The sequence below is a fragment of the Halalkalibacter lacteus genome (assembly GCF_036663595.1).
Classification (GTDB): Bacteria; Bacillota; Bacilli; order Bacillales; family Bacillaceae_D; genus Halalkalibacter; species Halalkalibacter lacteus.
Genome location: NZ_JAWRVL010000030.1, coordinates 24,074 through 41,172 on the forward strand (window position 1 = coordinate 24,074; position 17,099 = coordinate 41,172).

15 protein-coding genes are annotated in these 17,099 nt (G+C 40.3%); 9 read left to right on the forward strand and 6 right to left on the reverse strand.

Translation table 11 applies throughout. From position 1 onward, the window contains the following. Positions 1-173: 173 nt before the first annotated feature. The 7 genes from SAZ04_RS17805 (at position 174) to SAZ04_RS17835 (ending at position 9,853) form a co-directional block, all read left to right on the forward strand. A complete protein-coding gene (locus SAZ04_RS17805; protein WP_332697732.1) occupies positions 174-2,984 on the forward strand; it encodes a pullulanase in 2,811 nt (936 codons plus the stop codon). A gap of 82 nt (positions 2,985-3,066) precedes the next feature. Continuing rightward, complete coding sequence (locus SAZ04_RS17810; RefSeq protein WP_332697734.1) at positions 3,067-4,656, forward strand: alpha-amylase family glycosyl hydrolase; 1,590 nt, start codon at positions 3,067-3,069, stop codon at positions 4,654-4,656. 215 nt (positions 4,657-4,871) lie between these two features. Next, entirely contained in the window at positions 4,872-5,069 is a 198-nt protein-coding gene (locus tag SAZ04_RS17815) for a hypothetical protein (protein ID WP_332697757.1), read from the forward strand. 203 nt (positions 5,070-5,272) lie between these two features. Further along, positions 5,273-6,466, forward strand: coding sequence for an efflux RND transporter periplasmic adaptor subunit (locus tag SAZ04_RS17820; protein WP_332697736.1), 1,194 nt, complete (start codon positions 5,273-5,275; stop codon positions 6,464-6,466). Then, positions 6,450-7,139 carry an ABC transporter ATP-binding protein gene (locus SAZ04_RS17825; RefSeq protein WP_332697737.1) on the forward strand — a complete coding sequence of 230 codons (690 nt, stop codon included), beginning with the start codon at positions 6,450-6,452 and terminating at the stop codon, positions 7,137-7,139. Before SAZ04_RS17820 ends, SAZ04_RS17825 begins: the two co-directional genes overlap by 17 nt. Then, positions 7,132-8,361, forward strand: a complete 1,230-nt coding sequence (locus tag SAZ04_RS17830; RefSeq protein ID WP_332697738.1) for an ABC transporter permease — start codon at positions 7,132-7,134, stop codon at positions 8,359-8,361. The genes SAZ04_RS17825 and SAZ04_RS17830 overlap by 8 nt, the downstream gene beginning before the upstream one ends. A gap of 319 nt (positions 8,362-8,680) precedes the next feature. Next, on the forward strand, positions 8,681-9,853 hold the full coding sequence (locus tag SAZ04_RS17835) for a KamA family radical SAM protein (protein ID WP_332697739.1): 1,173 nt from the start codon (positions 8,681-8,683) through the stop codon (positions 9,851-9,853). Positions 9,854-9,961: 108 nt separating this feature from the next. On the opposite strand, the gene SAZ04_RS17840 is transcribed toward SAZ04_RS17835, so the two are convergent. The 6 genes from SAZ04_RS17840 to SAZ04_RS23550 form a co-directional block, all read right to left on the reverse strand. Beyond that, positions 9,962-10,582, reverse strand: a complete 621-nt coding sequence (locus SAZ04_RS17840; RefSeq protein WP_332697741.1) for a cell wall hydrolase — start codon at positions 10,580-10,582, stop codon at positions 9,962-9,964. Positions 10,583-10,828: 246 nt separating this feature from the next. Further along, positions 10,829-11,608, reverse strand: a complete 780-nt coding sequence (locus SAZ04_RS17845; RefSeq protein WP_332697743.1) for an SGNH/GDSL hydrolase family protein — start codon at positions 11,606-11,608, stop codon at positions 10,829-10,831. Positions 11,609-12,042: 434 nt separating this feature from the next. After that, a complete protein-coding gene (locus SAZ04_RS17850; protein ID WP_332697745.1) occupies positions 12,043-12,735 on the reverse strand; it encodes an N-acetylmuramoyl-L-alanine amidase family protein in 693 nt (230 codons plus the stop codon). Between the two features lie 286 nt (positions 12,736-13,021). After that, positions 13,022-14,194 carry an MFS transporter gene (locus SAZ04_RS17855; RefSeq protein ID WP_332697747.1) on the reverse strand — a complete coding sequence of 391 codons (1,173 nt, stop codon included), beginning with the start codon at positions 14,192-14,194 and terminating at the stop codon, positions 13,022-13,024. A gap of 126 nt (positions 14,195-14,320) precedes the next feature. Then, positions 14,321-14,482, reverse strand: coding sequence for a hypothetical protein (locus SAZ04_RS17860; protein WP_332697749.1), 162 nt, complete (start codon positions 14,480-14,482; stop codon positions 14,321-14,323). 398 nt (positions 14,483-14,880) lie between these two features. Next, on the reverse strand, positions 14,881-14,976 hold the full coding sequence (locus SAZ04_RS23550; protein ID WP_431309028.1) for a hypothetical protein: 96 nt from the start codon (positions 14,974-14,976) through the stop codon (positions 14,881-14,883). Positions 14,977-15,052: 76 nt separating this feature from the next. On the opposite strand from SAZ04_RS23550, the gene nagA reads away from it, so the two are divergent. After that, positions 15,053-16,231 carry an N-acetylglucosamine-6-phosphate deacetylase gene (gene nagA, locus SAZ04_RS17865; protein WP_431309027.1) on the forward strand — a complete coding sequence of 393 codons (1,179 nt, stop codon included), beginning with the start codon at positions 15,053-15,055 and terminating at the stop codon, positions 16,229-16,231. Then, complete coding sequence (gene nagB, locus SAZ04_RS17870) at positions 16,228-16,980, forward strand: glucosamine-6-phosphate deaminase (protein WP_332697753.1); 753 nt, start codon at positions 16,228-16,230, stop codon at positions 16,978-16,980. Before nagA ends, nagB begins: the two co-directional genes overlap by 4 nt. Positions 16,981-17,099 lie beyond the last annotated feature (119 nt).

Here is a 17,099-nt window from a genome sequence, read left to right on the forward strand (position 1 = left end):
GCTTGCTTGTAAACAATCAACTAGACGATAACTGCAGGAAAGTAACATTGGTTCACTTACGAACCTATTTAGGGTGCTTTAAAAACTAATAAGGGAAAGGAAAAAGCGCTAAGCTAACAAAGGGGAACAACCTTTTAACTTTGAAATCTTATTTGACAAAAGGAGTAGATAGTATGAAAAAATCGTTGATTATCATCATGTTATTACTAATGATCTCTTCGTTGGGATATTTTTCGTTTACGGATTCAGGGGCAGCAGAACAAGTAGTAGCGAATCAAGCAGAGTCTGTAGATATCCCTGAAAATATGCTAAGAATCCACTATGAAAGAGAGGATCAGACTTTTACTGACCTTGGTCTTTGGTTATGGGAAGATGTCGCTAGCCCTACTGATCATTGGCCTTCAGGCGCGACACAATTTAAGGATGATCAAGTAACGAGTTATGGTGCCTATCTTGATATTGAATTAAAAGAGAATGCCCGGAAAGTAGGATTTCTTGTAGTAAATACGAGGACTGGAGAGAAAGATGCCGGTGATAAAATTGTTGAGCTTAACGCCTCTGACTTGAATGAAGTATGGATTAAAGAAGGCGATGACGTGGTTTATACTTCTTCAGATGGAGAAGTGCCGATCAGAATATTGTCAGCTAACGTGTTGTCGGACACGAAAGTTCAACTGAATTTTTCTTATACCATGGGTTTAATAGAAGAGGATTTGAAAGAGGACTTAAAGATTACCGATAAAAATGGGAATAAAATTGACTTTGCTGTGACGATTGAAGATGATAAAACGATTGAGGTTCATGGAGATTTCGACGTATCTCAGGCTCCTTTTACCGTAACGTACAAAGAGCAATCGCTTACCGCTATTATTGGGTGGCAGCTAGTAGATGAAATGTACGCTTATGATGGCAATTTGGGTGCAGAGTTACATAGTGATGGTACAGCGACGTTGAAGTTGTGGTCTCCTCTTGCTGATGATGTATCTGTGATCTTGTACGACAAGGACGATCAGGATTTGGTTGTGAAAGAGGATATAGAAATGACAAAAGGAGATCGCGGTGTATGGCACGTAACACTTAATAAAGAAAATACTAGTTTAAAAGATCTACGAGGTTATTACTATCATTATGAAATTGATCACGGCGGAGAAAAAAAGTTAACGCTAGATCCCTATGCTAAATCTATGGCAACGTGGGATAGCTCTGGAGACTATTCAATTGGAAAAGCAGCAATTGTTGATCCTTCAACGATTGGACCTGAACTAAAATTTGGGGAAATAGAAGGATTTGAAAAGAGAGAAGATGCGATCATTTACGAGGTTCATGTAAGAGATTTCACATCTGATCCAAGCATTGAAGATGAGCTTAGTGCACAGTTCGGAACGTTTGCAGCTTTTGCAGAGAAACTAGATTACATTGAAGATTTAGGGGTTACGCACATTCAACTGTTACCCGTTATGAATTACTTCCATGTAAATGAGTCAGAAAGTGCGGAAAGATTGTTAGAGTATGCTTCAACAGGTATGAATTATAATTGGGGCTATGATCCGCATAGTTATTTTTCACCAACGGGGGTGTATTCAGAAAACCCAGATGATCCAGAGCTCAGAATAGAAGAATTAAAGATGTTAATCGATGAAATTCATAGCCGCGGCATGGGGGTTGTGCTTGATGTCGTTTACAATCACACAGCAAGAGTAGAGATCTTTGAAGATCTTGTCCCTAACTATTATCACTTTATGGATGCTGATGGAACACCTAGAACAAGCTTTGGTGGGGGACGTTTAGGAACAACTCATGAAATGGCAAGAAGAATTCTTGTTGATTCGATTACGTACTGGGTTGAGGAGTTTAAGATTGATGGATTCCGCTTTGATATGATGGGCGATCATGATGCAGATAGTATTCAAATTGCCTATGATAAAGCAAAAGAACTAAATCCGAATATCGTGATGATCGGAGAAGGCTGGAGAACGTTTGTAGGGGATGAAAGCGGCGGCAATGTTATGCCAGCAGACCAAGACTGGATGCAGTATACAGAAAGTGTCGGTGTCTTTTCTGATGAATTTAGAAACGAATGGAAGTCTGGCTTTGGCAGTGAGGGAGAACCAAGATTCATTACTGGGGGCCCAAGAAATATCGAGCAAATCTTTGATAACATAAAGGCTCAACCTCATAACTTTGTTGCGAGTGATCCTGGTGATGTTGTTCCATATATAGCAGCCCATGATAATTTAACACTTCATGATGTCATTGCTCAATCGATAAAGAAGGATCCAGAATTCCATCAAGAAGAAATTCACCAACGAATTAGACTTGGAAATGCAATGGTTTTAACAGCTCAAGGAAAGGCTTTTATTCACGCAGGACAGGAATTTGGACGTACGAAGCAGTTCAGAGCGGCAACGTCAGAGCCGCCATATAAATCTACTTATATGGAAGATGAAGATGGTAATCCATTTACGTATCCATACTTTATTCATGATTCGTATGACTCATCTGATGTGATTAATATGTTTACTTGGGATCAGGCTACGAATGCAGAGTTGTACCCTATCAACAATCTGACAAGGGAATATACAACAGGTTTGATTGCTTTAAGAAGATCAACAGATGCTTTTAGACTCGGAACAAAAGAATTGGTAGATTCCAATGTAACGCTACTAGATGCTCCAGAAATAGAGGAACAAGATTTAGTAATTGGCTATCGAAATGAAGCAACAGAGGGTACGGCTTATTATGTGTTTGTCAATGCAGATACTGAAGAAAGAACAGTAACAATAGGGAAAAACCTAATGAAGGGTACCGTTTTAGTAGATAGTGATGAAGCGGGAATCGAAGAAGTATCAGAACGGTCAGGCTTTAAACTGACGGGGCGCAGCATCACGATCGATCCATTGACAACAGTGGTCATCCAGATGGAGAGTGGGAAAGAAAAAGACAATAATGGCAAGAAAAAAATTAACAAAGGCGTGGGGAAATAGGTAGAAGTTTAAACAAAATGATTGAATAGGAGTTGAAGAGCGACTTCTATTCAATCTATAAAACTAGGAGGAATATAGAATAATGGTTAACAAGAAGAAAAGATCCATGTTCGCAGCAATAGCACTTGCAGCAGCACTAGTAGTAAGCGGCTGTTCAGAAAAAGCAAACAACGAAATCACCTTTGGCAAAGACGATTTGAAAACAATCGAGCCGCACGGTGTGTATTATGAAATGTTTGTAAGAGCTTTTTATGACTCTACGGGAGATGGAATAGGAGATTTTCAAGGGGCGATATCGAAACTTGATTACTTAGAGGACTTAGGTGTGGAAGGAATTTGGTTGATGCCGATTAATCCAACGGTTAGTTATCATGGGTATGATGTTACCGATTATATGGATGTGAATCCAGAACACGGTACTTTGGATGACTTTAAAGAATTTGTTGAAGAAGCCAACAAAAGAGGTATTAAGGTGATCAAGGATCTTGTCATCAACCACTCCAGTGAGCAGCATCCATGGTTTCAAGCGGCATTGCAAGATGACGAAACGTACCGAGATTATTATGTGTGGGCGGATGAGCATGCAGACACCAATCAAAATGGAGAATGGGGTCAACAAGTATGGCATGAAACAGAGAACGGTTATTACGAAGGTGTATTCTGGCACGGGATGCCTGATTTGAATATCGATAATCCAAAGGTAAGAGAGGAAATTTATGAAATAGGAAGGTTTTGGCTTGAGGAAGTTGGGGTGGATGGTTTTCGCTTAGACGCCGCCAAACATATTTATAGCTCCTATCATGGGAGTGATTATCAAGAGAAGAATCATCAGTTTTGGAGAGAATTCAGGGCTGAAATGGAACAAGCAAATCCTGACATGGTTCTAGTAGGAGAAGTGTGGGACTCTGCCGACGTTGTAGCTCCTTATCTAGATGGTGGTTTACATTCAGCCTTTAATTTTGATCTATCTTATAAAATTTTAGATTCTGTAAAGTCTGAGGATGATACTAGTTTGATTACAGAACTTGAAAGAACAAGAAATTATTTTAACGAAATGTCTGAAGACTTTATCGATTCAACCTTTATCACTAATCATGATATGAATCGAGTCATGAGTGAGGTAAACGGCAATATCGACCACGCAAAGATGGCAGCTTCCTTATTATTGACCCTGCCAGGGAACCCGTATCTATATTACGGGGAAGAAATTGGAATGGATGGTGCGAAACCCGATGAAGATATCCGTTTGCCAATGAGGTGGTACGAGGACCCAACTGATACAGGACAAACGACATGGAGAACTGATCAATACCATGTAGGTGAGAGTGGGGACTCCATTACCGTAGAAGCTCAGATGCAGATGGAAGACTCCTTATTGCGTCACTACAAAGACTTAATTTATGCGCGCCGGTCGAGTGAAGCTTTAATTGCGGGTGAAATCAGAAGCACAAACATAAGGGAAGGGGGCATTTTGTCGTTTGAGCGAGTAACAGACAGCGAAGAAAAGCTTGTGGTTCACAATTTAACAAGTGAAATGAAAGAGATAGAGGTTGGAGAAAGTTTAAAGGACTATCAAGAATACTTTTTCTATATTGGAGATATCGAGGATCTTGAATTGAAGGATCATGTATTAAAGATACCGGGTTATACGACGGTTATTTTGGAGAAATAAAACTTCGGGAGGTGCCTGGCACCTCCCGAAATTTGTTGTTATTTGTTGGTGTATGTAAATGTCAATAATTAACAGAATAATCTTACTTTATATTTGCAAAGCTTCGTTCTTGTTGTAAATTAAGATTTAAATTCGTACTTTGTTTTCATTACTAGGTTAGGAGTGAAATAAATGCCCAGAAAAAAATAGTTTGGATCCCTGATGCCTTTTACCACATTACAAGTCGCGGAAACAGACGTGATCCGTTGATTCGAGATCAGAGTGATTTTGTTGTTTTTTTGCAAATTCTTGAAAAAGTTTATGAGAAAATTTCGTATCAGTTAGTTTCTTACTGCCTCATGACAAACCACTTCCATCTTCAGTTACGATCAAAGGAAGAAACGATTCCGAAAGTGATGCTCCTCATCTATTAACTTATTTCACCGGACCGAAACAAGAACGAAAAAGCGAGTATGCGAAGTTTTGTCTCGATGTCTCTCGAAAAGTGCCTGGAACCGCCCGAAAAAATGTCGAACCTCCTATAAAATTGTAAAAAAATGCTTGAAATAAACTGGAATAAAATAGATAATATTTCTATATTTTAGAAAAGCAGTTTTAGGTGAGGGGTAGAAAATTGATGAAAAGGAAAATAGCTCTAATCGTTAGTTTATGTGTAGTTGGGATTGTCTTAATAGGAGGCGGAGCGGCGTATTATTTTATGAACAAAAGTCAGCACGTTGGTGCGATGTTGGATGAGCCATGGGTTCAGAAGGTATCTGATATGATGTATTTGGATGATTTTTCTCCTTATGCTTTCTCGGGGAAAATTGAACCTGAGAAACATGAAAAGATTTACGTAGAGCCTGATAAAGGTACCGTGAAGGAAGTGTTTGTAAAAGAAGGCGATATCGTAGAAGAAGGAACTCCGTTATTTGAATATGACCCATTAGAGGATTCCAATATGGAGCTCGAGCAATTAAAGATGCAACTAGAGATGTCTTATTTACAAATTAACCAAGCACAGAAAAGACAGACGAAGATGGAAAAAGCAATAAAAGAAGCAGAGAAAGAAGAGAAAGAGCTACTACAAGAGGATTTGGAGCAAGTGAAATTTGATTTGCGCATGATGAATTTAGAAGCGGGGCAGCAGCAAAAGCAAATTAAAAGCCTTACAGATGAGCAAGTGTCAACAACGGTGTTAAGCAAGAGTGCTGGCATTGTCCAGTCGATCAATCAAGATATCGCAGATGGAGCGCAAATGGATCAGGCACAAGGCGCATTTATTCAAATTGTGTCAACAGGCTCTTACCTAATCAAAAGCCAAGTGAACGAATTTTTGATTGACACACTGGAAGTCGATTCGAAAATGAAAATTACGAAAAAAGCTGGAGGAGACGAAGAGTGGGTAGGAACGATCACAGAGATTGGTAGACTCCCAGTCGGTTCGGATGAAGACAATCAAATGATGGATATGTATTCGGAAGCCAACCCTCAGTCATCGAACTATCCGTTTATTGTTCTTATTGAAGACCATAGTGGATTAGAAATTGGATTTCATGTAAACCTTGAGCCTATTTCAGAAGAGGAGCCAGTGTCCTCTATCGTGAAGGTCATGCAGGATTTTGTTGTTTGGGATGAGGACGAGCCTTATGTATGGGTCGTAGATGAGAATCAAACAGCTAGGAAGCAGTACGTGGAAGTTGGAAAGCAGTTTGATGAGGAATTTGCCATTGAAATTCTGAGTGGTGTGACGCTTGAAGATTATCTTGTGTATCCTGATCCTTCGGTAACGGAAGGGAAAGAGGTTATGATTTATGATTCGTTTGAGTAAAATCTATAAGTCATACAAACTAGGAAAAGAAGAGATTCCGATTTTGAAAAATATTGATTTTACGGTTGAAGCAGGCGAATTTTTAGCGATTATGGGGCCTTCTGGTTCGGGGAAATCGACTCTTATGAACATTCTTGGTTGTTTGGATAAACCGACGTCAGGCTCATACAGTCTTGAGTCAATGGACATGCTTGCTGGAAAAGAAGGTGTACTAGCTGACATACGCAATAAACAAATTGGCTTTGTGTTTCAAACGTTTCACCTCTTGCCACGTTTAACGGCATTGCAGAATGTCGAGCTCCCTTTGATCTATAGCAAAATAAAAAAGAAAGAAAGAAGAAAACGAGCATTTGAATCACTAGAAAAAGTCGGCTTAGCTGATCGGGTTTCGTTTCTTCCGACTAGACTTTCTGGGGGACAAAAGCAAAGGGTGGCGATTGCTCGCGCGCTTGTAAACAATCCGAAATTTATTTTAGCGGATGAGCCAACAGGAGCGCTTGATACGAAATCGGGCGAGCAGATTTTAAAGCTTTTTGCGGACTTAAACAAAGAAGGCGTAACCGTGATTATGATTACCCATGACCGAGAAGTAGCTGAAAGAGCAGATCGCATTGTTTATATTCGAGACGGGGAATTGTTGCTCGAAGAAAGAGGTGAGAGCCTCAATGCTTGAGAACATTCGAATTTCCTTTCAATCAATTTTTTCTCATAAACTCCGTTCCGTTTTAACGATGTTAGGTGTTATCATCGGGATCGCTGCCATTATTGCGATCGTCTCGATCATTGAAGGACAGAGTGAAGCGTTAAAAAGTAATTTAGTCGGGATGGGGAACAATACCATTAACGTTGTCTATGAAGATATGAGCATGATGGGAGAAGGGTATTATAATACGACTTCCTATCTCTCAGCTCCTCCAGTGAAAGAGGAAACCGTCGAGATGATTCGCAGCCAGTCTAATGTGGCAGGAGTCTCTCTTTATCACGAATCTTGGAATGTGATGGCTTTTCATCAGACAAACTCAGCTTACCCGCAAATATACGGGATAGACGAAGGCTATTTTGATCTTTTTCCGATGACTCTTGTAGAGGGACGGCAGTTATCGTCAAATGAGTTAACGGGTACGAGTCAAGTCGTGTTGATTAATGAAGATGCAAGGAATGAGTTGTTCCCAGAAGGAGAGGCGGTTGGGCAACTAATTGATATGTCAGGTATTCCTTTTCGTGTCGTCGGTGTGTTTACCGATAAAGTAGAAGAGGATGTCTTTTATTATGGCGATTGGACTCAACCGAAAATGTATCTTCCAAGAGGAGTGTGGCCGCTATTAGAAGGATTCGAAGCACCGACGCAAATTGCTGTTCAAGCGATCTCTTCCGAACATATTCAAGAGGCGGGCATGATGGCTGCTGATATACTAAATGCCGATCTTTCTCCTGTTGATATGCAAACAGCGATGTATTCTGTGATGGATATGCAGCAGATTGCTGAAGAAATGGCCGCTTATAACCGGACGTTTGCGCTACTCTTAGGTGGAATTGCTAGTATTTCCTTATTAGTTGGTGGAATTGGTGTTATGAATATTATGCTCGTATCGGTGACAGAACGTACACGTGAGATCGGTATTAAAAAAGCGTTAGGAGCGAAGCGCTACATCATTCTGTTTCAATTTTTAACAGAGGCAATTGTATTAACAAGTTTAGGTGGGGCTCTTGGAATTGGAGGAGGAATTGGGATTGCCAAGTTTATTTCGATGATAACGGGCATGCCGTTTCTCATCTCAGTCCCAGCGATCATCGGTTCACTTATATTCTCTATGTTTGTTGGAATCGTGTTCGGACTGCTTCCTTCGTTGAAAGCATCGAAGCTACAACCGGTAGATGCGTTGAGGTATGAATAGGGTGGCACCTCCCGAATTTTGTCGAAGAAGTAACACTCATTCTCTCGTTTTTTAGAATGAGTAGTTGCTTCTTTTTTTTGCTGCAATTTATAGACTCATATTGGATAGCTGCGAGTAATGAGATCTTAGAGCAGGTATATGGTGTATGATGGATATCCTGGCAAGTCAGCTCTTCTTTTAAGCTAATAGGTCGTTTGACGAGGTTCTTTTGGGGTTGTTAAGCTTATTCTTAGGCTGGATTTTAGTTTGCTGATAAAATACTAGTCTCATAAATAGGTAAGAGACTTCAAAATCGAACGAGATGGAGGGTATCTAACATATGCCGAAGTACGTGACAAGTGTTGAGAAGATTGAGCAAATACCTGAACACAAAAGAGAACAATTGAAAAAGATTACAGATAAATATGTGTTCCGAGTTAATGATTACTATTTAAATTTGATTAATTGGGATGATCCAGAAAACGATCCAATCCATAAGCTCGTCATTCCAAATGAAGGCGAACTAAAAGAATACGGACGCTGGGATGCATCGGATGAGGATACAAATTATGTCGTACCGGGGTGTCAACATAAATATAAAACGACGGCGCTTCTTATTTGCTCAGAAGTATGTGGGGCGTACTGTCGTTACTGCTTCCGTAAACGACTGTTTCGAAATGATGTAAAGGAAGCAATGTCTGATGTCGATCCTGGTATTGAATACATAGCGAATACACCAGAAATCAATAATGTCCTGTTAACAGGGGGAGATCCTCTTATTCTAGCAACGAAGAAGCTTCGGATGATTATTGAGCGCTTACGTGCGATTGATCATGTGAAGATTATTCGCATTGGATCAAAGCTGCCTGTTTTTAATCCAATGCGTATTTACGAGGATGAGAAGTTGCTGGAGTTGATTCGAGAATATTCGACGCCAGAGCATCGAATTTACATTATGGCTCATATTAATCACCCAGTTGAAATTACAGAAGAAGCTAAACGTGCGTTTCAAGCTTTGCATGATGCTGGAGCGATTGTCGTCAATCAAACACCTGTCTTAAAAGGAATTAATGATGATCCAGAAGTGCTTGCCAAACTGCTTGATCAGCTATCATGGGCTGGGGTGACACCGTACTATTTCTTTATCAATCGACCAGTAGCAGGGAATAATGATTTTGTTCTTTCATTAGAAGAGGCCTATCAAATCGTCGAAAAGGCGAAAGCGAAAACGTCTGGACTTGGAAAGCGTGTCAGACTTTCGATGAGTCATACATCAGGGAAGATTGAAATTCTAGCAATAGAAGACGGCAAAGCCTATTTGAAATATCACCAGTCCAGAGACGATGAGTACGGTAAATTTATGGTGCTCGATTGTCCTAAAGATGCTGCTTGGTTTGATGATTTACCAGGGAATGAGCAGCATTGGGATGCTCCAACGAAAAAGACAGAGGAAGTTGTTTCTGTCAATGCAATGCCGGATATGCCCGAGAAGAGAGTGAAGCAACGTGTCTAGGTATCTGGCACCGCCCGAAGTTTGTCGAAAGAATAAGGTACTAAGAAAACAGAAAAGATGCCTCAAAAGCCCCATTACCAAAAAGGTATGGGGCTCTTTTCCTGTTTATTAATCGGCAAAAAGATGCCTTCCAATTGTAAACTTCGGTGTTCTCGTAAAGATCCATTCCGATGTTGCGATTGTTGGATTGTAATAGTATGTAGCTCCTTGAGAAGGATCCCACCCACTCCATGCATCTCTTACTGCTTTATATGATGCTCGGGTTGGAGTTAAGTCATATTGACCATCATGAACAGCAGTAAAGGCATTGCGTTGATAAATGACTCCTTCAACGGATGAAGGGAATTCTGATGAATGGAGACGGTTTTTGATTACGGCAGCAACGGCTACTTGGCCTTCATACGGTTCACCGCGTGCTTCCCCATGTACGATTTTAGCGATTTTTTCAATTTCCTGAAGGCGATTAAGTGTTTGTGGACCTGCAACCCCGTCACTTAATAGTTGGAAATCTTGCTGAAGATTCCGTACGGCTGCCTCTGTCAACGGTCCATAGTAGCCCGTCGCATTTGTATGTAAGTATTCTAAGGCAATTAACTTCTTTTGTAACTCTACGACATGTGCGCCGCGGTCTTCCTTTTGTAAAAAATTCTGCTCAGCATGTGATTTACTAGATAACATCACCAAGAATAATAAACAAAGAGGAAGTAAAATGATAGCTTTGTTTTTCATGGAAAAAACCTCCTTTAAACTAATTTAAACATAAATTAGCAAAATTCCAAGGTTTTTTCTAGTAATTGAGTAGAAATGACTAGGTGCCTGGCACCGCTCGAAATTTGTCGAAGAAAAAGTCTCCATCTATTTTTAAAATAGCAGGAAGCTGTTCATTTATTGATCTACTAGCAATAGCACGAAGCCTGAATTTACAAAAGAAAATCCCCGAACCTCGCACATTGTGAAGGGTAGGGGATAAGCTTCCTATTCTTGTAATAAGTAAGTCGCCATATAGTCTGCCCAAATAAGATGTCCTTCTTTTGTAGGCAATTGATTCTCTACATATAGACTAAGTTCTTCATCCTCTTCTGGCCATGCTCTCCAATGGTTTGCATAAACATACCCTTCATTTCGGATCAATTTTCTTAGCTGATTGCTTTGATCATCATAATCAGCGGCATGAGGAATCGGGTTTGTCGGGAACGTCACGATTTTTGTGTTAGGTAGAGCTTCTTTTGTTTGCTCGAGGATTGCTTCAAGGTTTTTAAACATGTCCTCAAATGAGATATTTTCATAATCGTTTCCCATCAGCAGTTCAGTTAGCAAGAGGTCCGGTTGACTATCGATGACCGAATCGATGTAGTCATTTTCGAGCACTTCAGCTGATGTGGCTTGATCAATTTCGATAACGGTTAGCGTTAATTTATGATTAGGCAAAGAAGGTTGGATCTCAGAAATTAGTAAGTGGGGAAATGAATCTGCTTCATCAACACTCGTCAAAGAGGCTGAACCAAATACGGTGACACGAATTTCACCCCCATCTGCTATGTCTTCAGCAAGATTTTTTATCGTCCCACCAAGTTCTCGTTCGACATCTTTCACTTCTTTCTCACTTACCGTTTCTTTTGAAGGGGCGGCTAATGCGGACGCTTGCTCGTTAGACTCAGCAGCGATCGACTCTAATTTGTTCTGATAATGCAAATAACCAAATAGAAATAAAAAGACACTGACAGCTATGGTTGCGTAATAGAAGAACATTTTCACGTGAGCAAAACCACCTTTTCTATAATAGTAAGAGAGGTGCAATGAAGTCGCATCGTGTAAATTCTAGATTTTTCTAAATATACTCTATAATCTCTCACCAAACTATATCAAGTTTTAAGAGGGAAGTCAGACGAAATGTGTCTTGTGTACTAGAGTTTTCTACGACAAATTTAGCAAAGATCTTGACAAGAGTGAAACGAATCTACGCGACATACGTACAAGTAATATCCTCGGTTTGGGTTTGTTTCAGCAAAAACATTTGCAATAAAACCACCTTTTCAGTACCGGTTGAGGTATTCATGACTCTTGAGCTCGAAAATAATAAGCACGTCAAAAAACGAGTGCGAAATCAATCACACTCGTTTCCAAATATTATTTTATACGGTATCCTTTTTTATCAAAACAATCTAGTTTGAGTTGTTTGCTAAGGCATCTTACACTTTTTCTACGACAATTCGCTCGGCAGTTTGGAGATTACGCTGGACGGCATTAAGAATATTTTGTTCATCTTGATAGGCACCAACTTGAGTACCATCGACAATGACTCGATAAAGGTCGCTTGGAGTAGTAGGTTGTTTTCTAGTAAGGTTGAAAGCTCGTGCTAAGCCGTTAACATGACCTTGAGCGACTGCTTGACGCCAGCTTGAACTTCTTAATTTTTCCGCATCACCAGCATGATCGATAAACCCATTTTCCGTTAACAGAGCTGGCATAGCTGTTTCGCGTAATACATGAAAATTTGCTTTCTTTTTTCCGCGGTTTGTTAGGTTATTTACTTTCATAATTTCTTCGTGCATGATATTTCGGTATTGGGCTGTTTGAGAGGAATCTGATAAGCTATTGTGGATAAAATCTTCATACCCTTGTGCTGAGCCATTAAATGCATTCACATGAATCGATAAAAAATAATCAGCTCCCCATGAATTGGCATCATTGGTACGCGCACTTAAACTTCTAGATGTATCGGTTGTTCGACTCATTCGAACAGTTACATCTTCGTAATCTCTCGCAAGCAGATCACGAATGCGGAGTGCGATATCTAATGTAATGTTCTTTTCTTGTAATCCATTCCCAACTGCGCCTGAATCAGACCCACCATGACCTGGATCTAAATATAGTTTGAACATACTACTCACCTCCTTCTAATAAAGAGTATTCTTGTAATCTCTTATTGGTATAGACAGGTGCGTGCCTGGCACCGCCCGAATTATGTCGACAGATGAAAAATGGTTATTGGTAGTAAGGAAATTCTTTAAAACATAGACGGGGATTTGTGTAAATCCAATGGAAAACATAAAAAACCCCCATATGGCAGGGATTGAGTAAAGCATTATTCTTTTGTGAGAGGTTGAATCTAGAACTTATATGAAAAGAAGGAGGGAGTCGTCATTAAAAGACTCTCTCCTTCCCTATTCACGAAGAACGTACGTGAAGCTTAGTTGTTTGCGTCATGTAGATGCGATATAAAAGAAAAGCGATGGCCGATAGGATGATTCCTGAAAGATAGGGCAGTCCAATCGAAATCGAAAACAGCCAACCTCCTAGAGGAGGACCTATGATTCTTCCAAGTGAGTCGAATGATGATAAGAGCCCTGTCGTACTACCGTGTCCAGTTGTCGATGTTTTGGTGACGAGGGAAGAAACACTTGGACGGATCAATCCGTTTCCTATGCCAAAAACTGTTAGGAAAATAGCTGCCGTAAGAAAACTATCAACGAATAAAATAAGTCCGAAGCCAATCGCTGAGACAACAATTCCCAGTTGGATGACAAAGCCTTCCCCGAACTTCTTCGTCATTCTTCCGACCAATCCACCTTGTACAAGGGCACCCGCAAACCCCATAATCATAAAAATATAGCCAAGCTGTAACGAGCCTAGTCCGGCTTTCTCAGCAGCAAAGTAAGCAAACGTTGCTTCCAACCCGGATAAGGATAACGAGATAAATAGCTGGAGACTAAATAAAACTGAATTAGGTCCTTTTAATGTTTGGCGAACTGAACTTTTTTTCTTGGATTGCTTTTTCCGATTTTCTACTGTTAATGATTCCTGTAGGCTAATCAACACTAAGAAAAAGGTAAGCAAAGAGGTAACTGCTGCAATATAAAACGGCATGTTAATGCTTGATTGTGAAAAAATACCACCAATGGCAGGACCGAAAATAAAGCCTAGACCGATCGCAGCACCGACGATCCCCATTCCTTTTCCGCGATCTTCCTCTGTTGTAATATCAGCTACATACGCCATAACAGTGGGCATGTTTGCAGAAGAGAGAAAACCGCCAATGATTCTAGCAGCAAAAAGCATCCATAGCTGCGTGGAGATGGCCATTAAGAAAAAAGAGAGAGCTAGTCCGAGAATTCCGATCATCATCACTGGTTTTCGGCCGATTCGATCGGATATCCGCCCCCACATCGGAGCGAAAAGAAGCTGCATGAATGAATAAACAGCCATCAAAAAGCCTAGTTGAGTTGGAGAGGCCCCCATTTCCTCAGCATAGAAGGGGATAACAGGAATAATAATTCCAAACCCTACCATAACGAGAAACATAACTAAAAATAAAATAGGTAATGCTTTTTTTGTTTTCAAAAGTATGTTCACTCCAATAATTAAGCTATTTCACTCTTAATTATAGCCTAGGAGCGAAGCGCGTGCCAGACACCTCCCGAAGTTTGTTTCAATCGGGACGTGCCTGGCAATCCCCCATTGAATTGGTTAACGTATTCTGATTTCAGATTCTGGGTCAAAGAAGTGGGCTTTGTTCATATTGACGGCAAGTTCTAATGAAGTTCCAGCTGTTAAGTCCGTTCGGGAATCAACACGTGCAATGAAATCTTGATCGCCGACTTTTGAATACAGATATGACTCTGCGTCCATTAGCTCAGAAACTTCAATTTTTGCTTGGAGCTTGGAATAGCCATCGGCATGAAAGAGTGCAGGGTCATCATGGATATCCTCTGGAAGTTGTTTATAAAGCTATTGTCAGCTTGCATAGAAAAAGAGAGTGAATTTTGTAAATATGTTCTGAGAGATTATGTGTCAGGGGCTGGTACCTCCGAAGTTACTCGATGATGTTGCAGAAAGAGAGGGAACTTTGCCACACGGTATATTGTTGAAACGTTTTAAAAAGGTAACCGTTTTTATGGTGCTATCAAGGGGAGTTACAAATTACGAACTGCTAGTAGATTTAGTAGAGCTAGGTAACGTTTTTTGTTTTCAGCGCTACTCGAACTAGAATGATTTATGTGACGCTTGGAATTTATTTTCTATAAACTCTACCTTGGCATTTGAATCTTATACTTATCCGCCCGATAAGACGTTCGGCTATATTCAAATGGCTCACCGTTTTGTAAGTGACTCGTCGAACTAATAGAACAGGATCTTCTTTAGAAATCTTATGCCCTTATGATACATTAACAAAAGAGACGATGCCTAGGAGTGAGTCGATTGAAAAATGAAACACTACTTATAAAAAATATACGATTGTATACAGAGACTGGAGTTATTGAAAAAGGGTATTTATTACTAAAAGGTTCAAAGATCGAAGAAATGGGGGCAATAAACGAACTAGAATGGAATAATCAAAATGGAAAAATCATTGATGGGGAAGGGTTAAATGCCATACCAGGATTTATTGATGGCCATATCCACGGGGCAAGCGGAGCTGATGTGATGGATACCACTCCAGAAGCATTGGAGAAGCTTGCACAAGTTTTGCCAGAAGAAGGAACGACTAGTTTTTTAGCGACAACGATTACGCAGTCGCAGGAAAGTATTGAGGCTGCACTAGAAAATATAGCTGTTTATAAAAATAAGCCGCAAACCTCAGAGTTACTAGGTGTTCATCTAGAAGGACCTTTTATTGAAAAAACGAAGGCTGGTGCTCAACCAGAAGAGTATGTGGTTCCCCCTTCGATTGAGTTGTTTTCAAAATGGCAAACGAAAGCTGGAAACAAGATCAAAACAATTACCTTCGCACCTGAGAGGGATGAAGCTCACACACTTCTTACCTATTTAGCTGGTCAAGGGATAAATGTATCAGTCGGGCATACCGGAGCAGGAATAGACATAATGAAGGAAGTCGTTAAGCTAGGAGTACGACAAGTGACTCATCTGTGCAATGCGATGTCTGGGCTTCATCACCGAGATGTGGGAGTGGTAGGGGCAGCTTTTTTATTAGAGGAGTTGCGAAGTGAAATCATTGCTGATGGAATTCATGTTTCGTCTGATATGGTGAAGTTAATTTATAAAAATATCGGACCAAGCCGACTGATTTTAATTACGGATTCGATGCGGGCCAAAGGCTTAGCTCCAGGTAATTATGACTTAGGCGGACAAATGGTGACAGTAGATGAAAAGCAGGCTACCTTACAAGACGGCACGTTGGCAGGAAGTATGTTAAAAATGATTGATGCAGTTAAAAATATGCGTCGATTTACGAATGCATCAGTTAGTGAGCTCATTGAAATGGCTTCTAGCAATCCAGCGAAGCAGTTACAACTGTATGATCGGAAAGGCAGTTTAGCAGTTAGAAAGGATGCAGATTTGTTATTGGTCGATGATGAGTTAACGATAAAATACACAATTTGTCGGGGGAAAATAGCTTATAAGGAGGAAGGGAAATGAACCTTGTCAAAGTGAAGAATCATGAAGAAATGAGTGAGCAAGCATGTCGTATTGTCTTGGACAAGGTGAGTTCCTTGCCATCTCCTGTTCTTGGACTCGCGACTGGATCAACGCCAGAGCGTTTATATGAATTGTTAATTGACCAATACAATCGTAAAGCGGTCTCTTTTGCTCATACGACAACGTTTAATTTAGATGAATATGTTGGGTTAGACAAAACGCATTCAAATAGTTATCGCTATTATATGGAGAATCAATTTTTTAAAAAGATTGATATTCAAAAGAGTCATACCTATGTCCCAAATGGTACGGGAGACGATTTGGAACAGGAATGTCTACATTATGAAAAGCTGATTACCGATGCTGGTGGAATTGATTTGCAAATATTAGGGCTTGGCCTAAATGGACATATTGGGTTTAATGAACCAGGGACATCCTTTTCAACGAAAACTCATGTCGTCGACCTTGAATTCACAACACGAAAAGCGAATGCTCGCTTCTTTCGTAGTGCAAAAGAAGTTCCACATCAAGCTATTACGATGGGAATTGAAACGATTTTACAAAGCAAGCAAATCTTGTTACTAGTGTCAGGAAAGCAGAAAGCAGAAGCACTGCAACGATTGTTTTATGGTGATGCCACCGAAGAATTTCCAGCATCCGTGTTAAAAAATCATAGTAATGTGACGATCATTGCTGATGAGGCCGCGGGGGTGCCTGGCACCGCCCGAAGTTTGTCGAATAGGAAATAAAAAGAATAGCAAAAGCGAGCTACTTGAGAGTAGCTCGCTTTTGCTCAGGCTGTTGAGAAAGTGTTCTCAACAGCCTGTTTTTTTTGTTTTTAAATCCGATTATTCAAATGGATATAGTA

Coding starts and splice junctions, on each gene's coding strand:
- SAZ04_RS17805 (WP_332697732.1), top strand. CDS start 174: ATGAAAAAATCGTTGATTATCATCATGTTATTACTAATGATCTCTTCG.
- SAZ04_RS17860 (WP_332697749.1), bottom strand. CDS start 14,482: ATGGACGCAGAGTCATATCTGTATTCAAAAGTCGGCGATCAAGATTTC.
- SAZ04_RS17850 (WP_332697745.1), bottom strand. CDS start 12,735: ATGTTCAAACTATATTTAGATCCAGGTCATGGTGGGTCTGATTCAGGC.
- nagB (WP_332697753.1), top strand. CDS start 16,228: ATGAACCTTGTCAAAGTGAAGAATCATGAAGAAATGAGTGAGCAAGCA.
- SAZ04_RS17835 (WP_332697739.1), top strand. CDS start 8,681: ATGCCGAAGTACGTGACAAGTGTTGAGAAGATTGAGCAAATACCTGAA.
- SAZ04_RS17840 (WP_332697741.1), bottom strand. CDS start 10,582: ATGAAAAACAAAGCTATCATTTTACTTCCTCTTTGTTTATTATTCTTG.
- SAZ04_RS17810 (WP_332697734.1), top strand. CDS start 3,067: ATGGTTAACAAGAAGAAAAGATCCATGTTCGCAGCAATAGCACTTGCA.
- SAZ04_RS17830 (WP_332697738.1), top strand. CDS start 7,132: ATGCTTGAGAACATTCGAATTTCCTTTCAATCAATTTTTTCTCATAAA.
- SAZ04_RS17825 (WP_332697737.1), top strand. CDS start 6,450: ATGATTCGTTTGAGTAAAATCTATAAGTCATACAAACTAGGAAAAGAA.
- SAZ04_RS17820 (WP_332697736.1), top strand. CDS start 5,273: ATGAAAAGGAAAATAGCTCTAATCGTTAGTTTATGTGTAGTTGGGATT.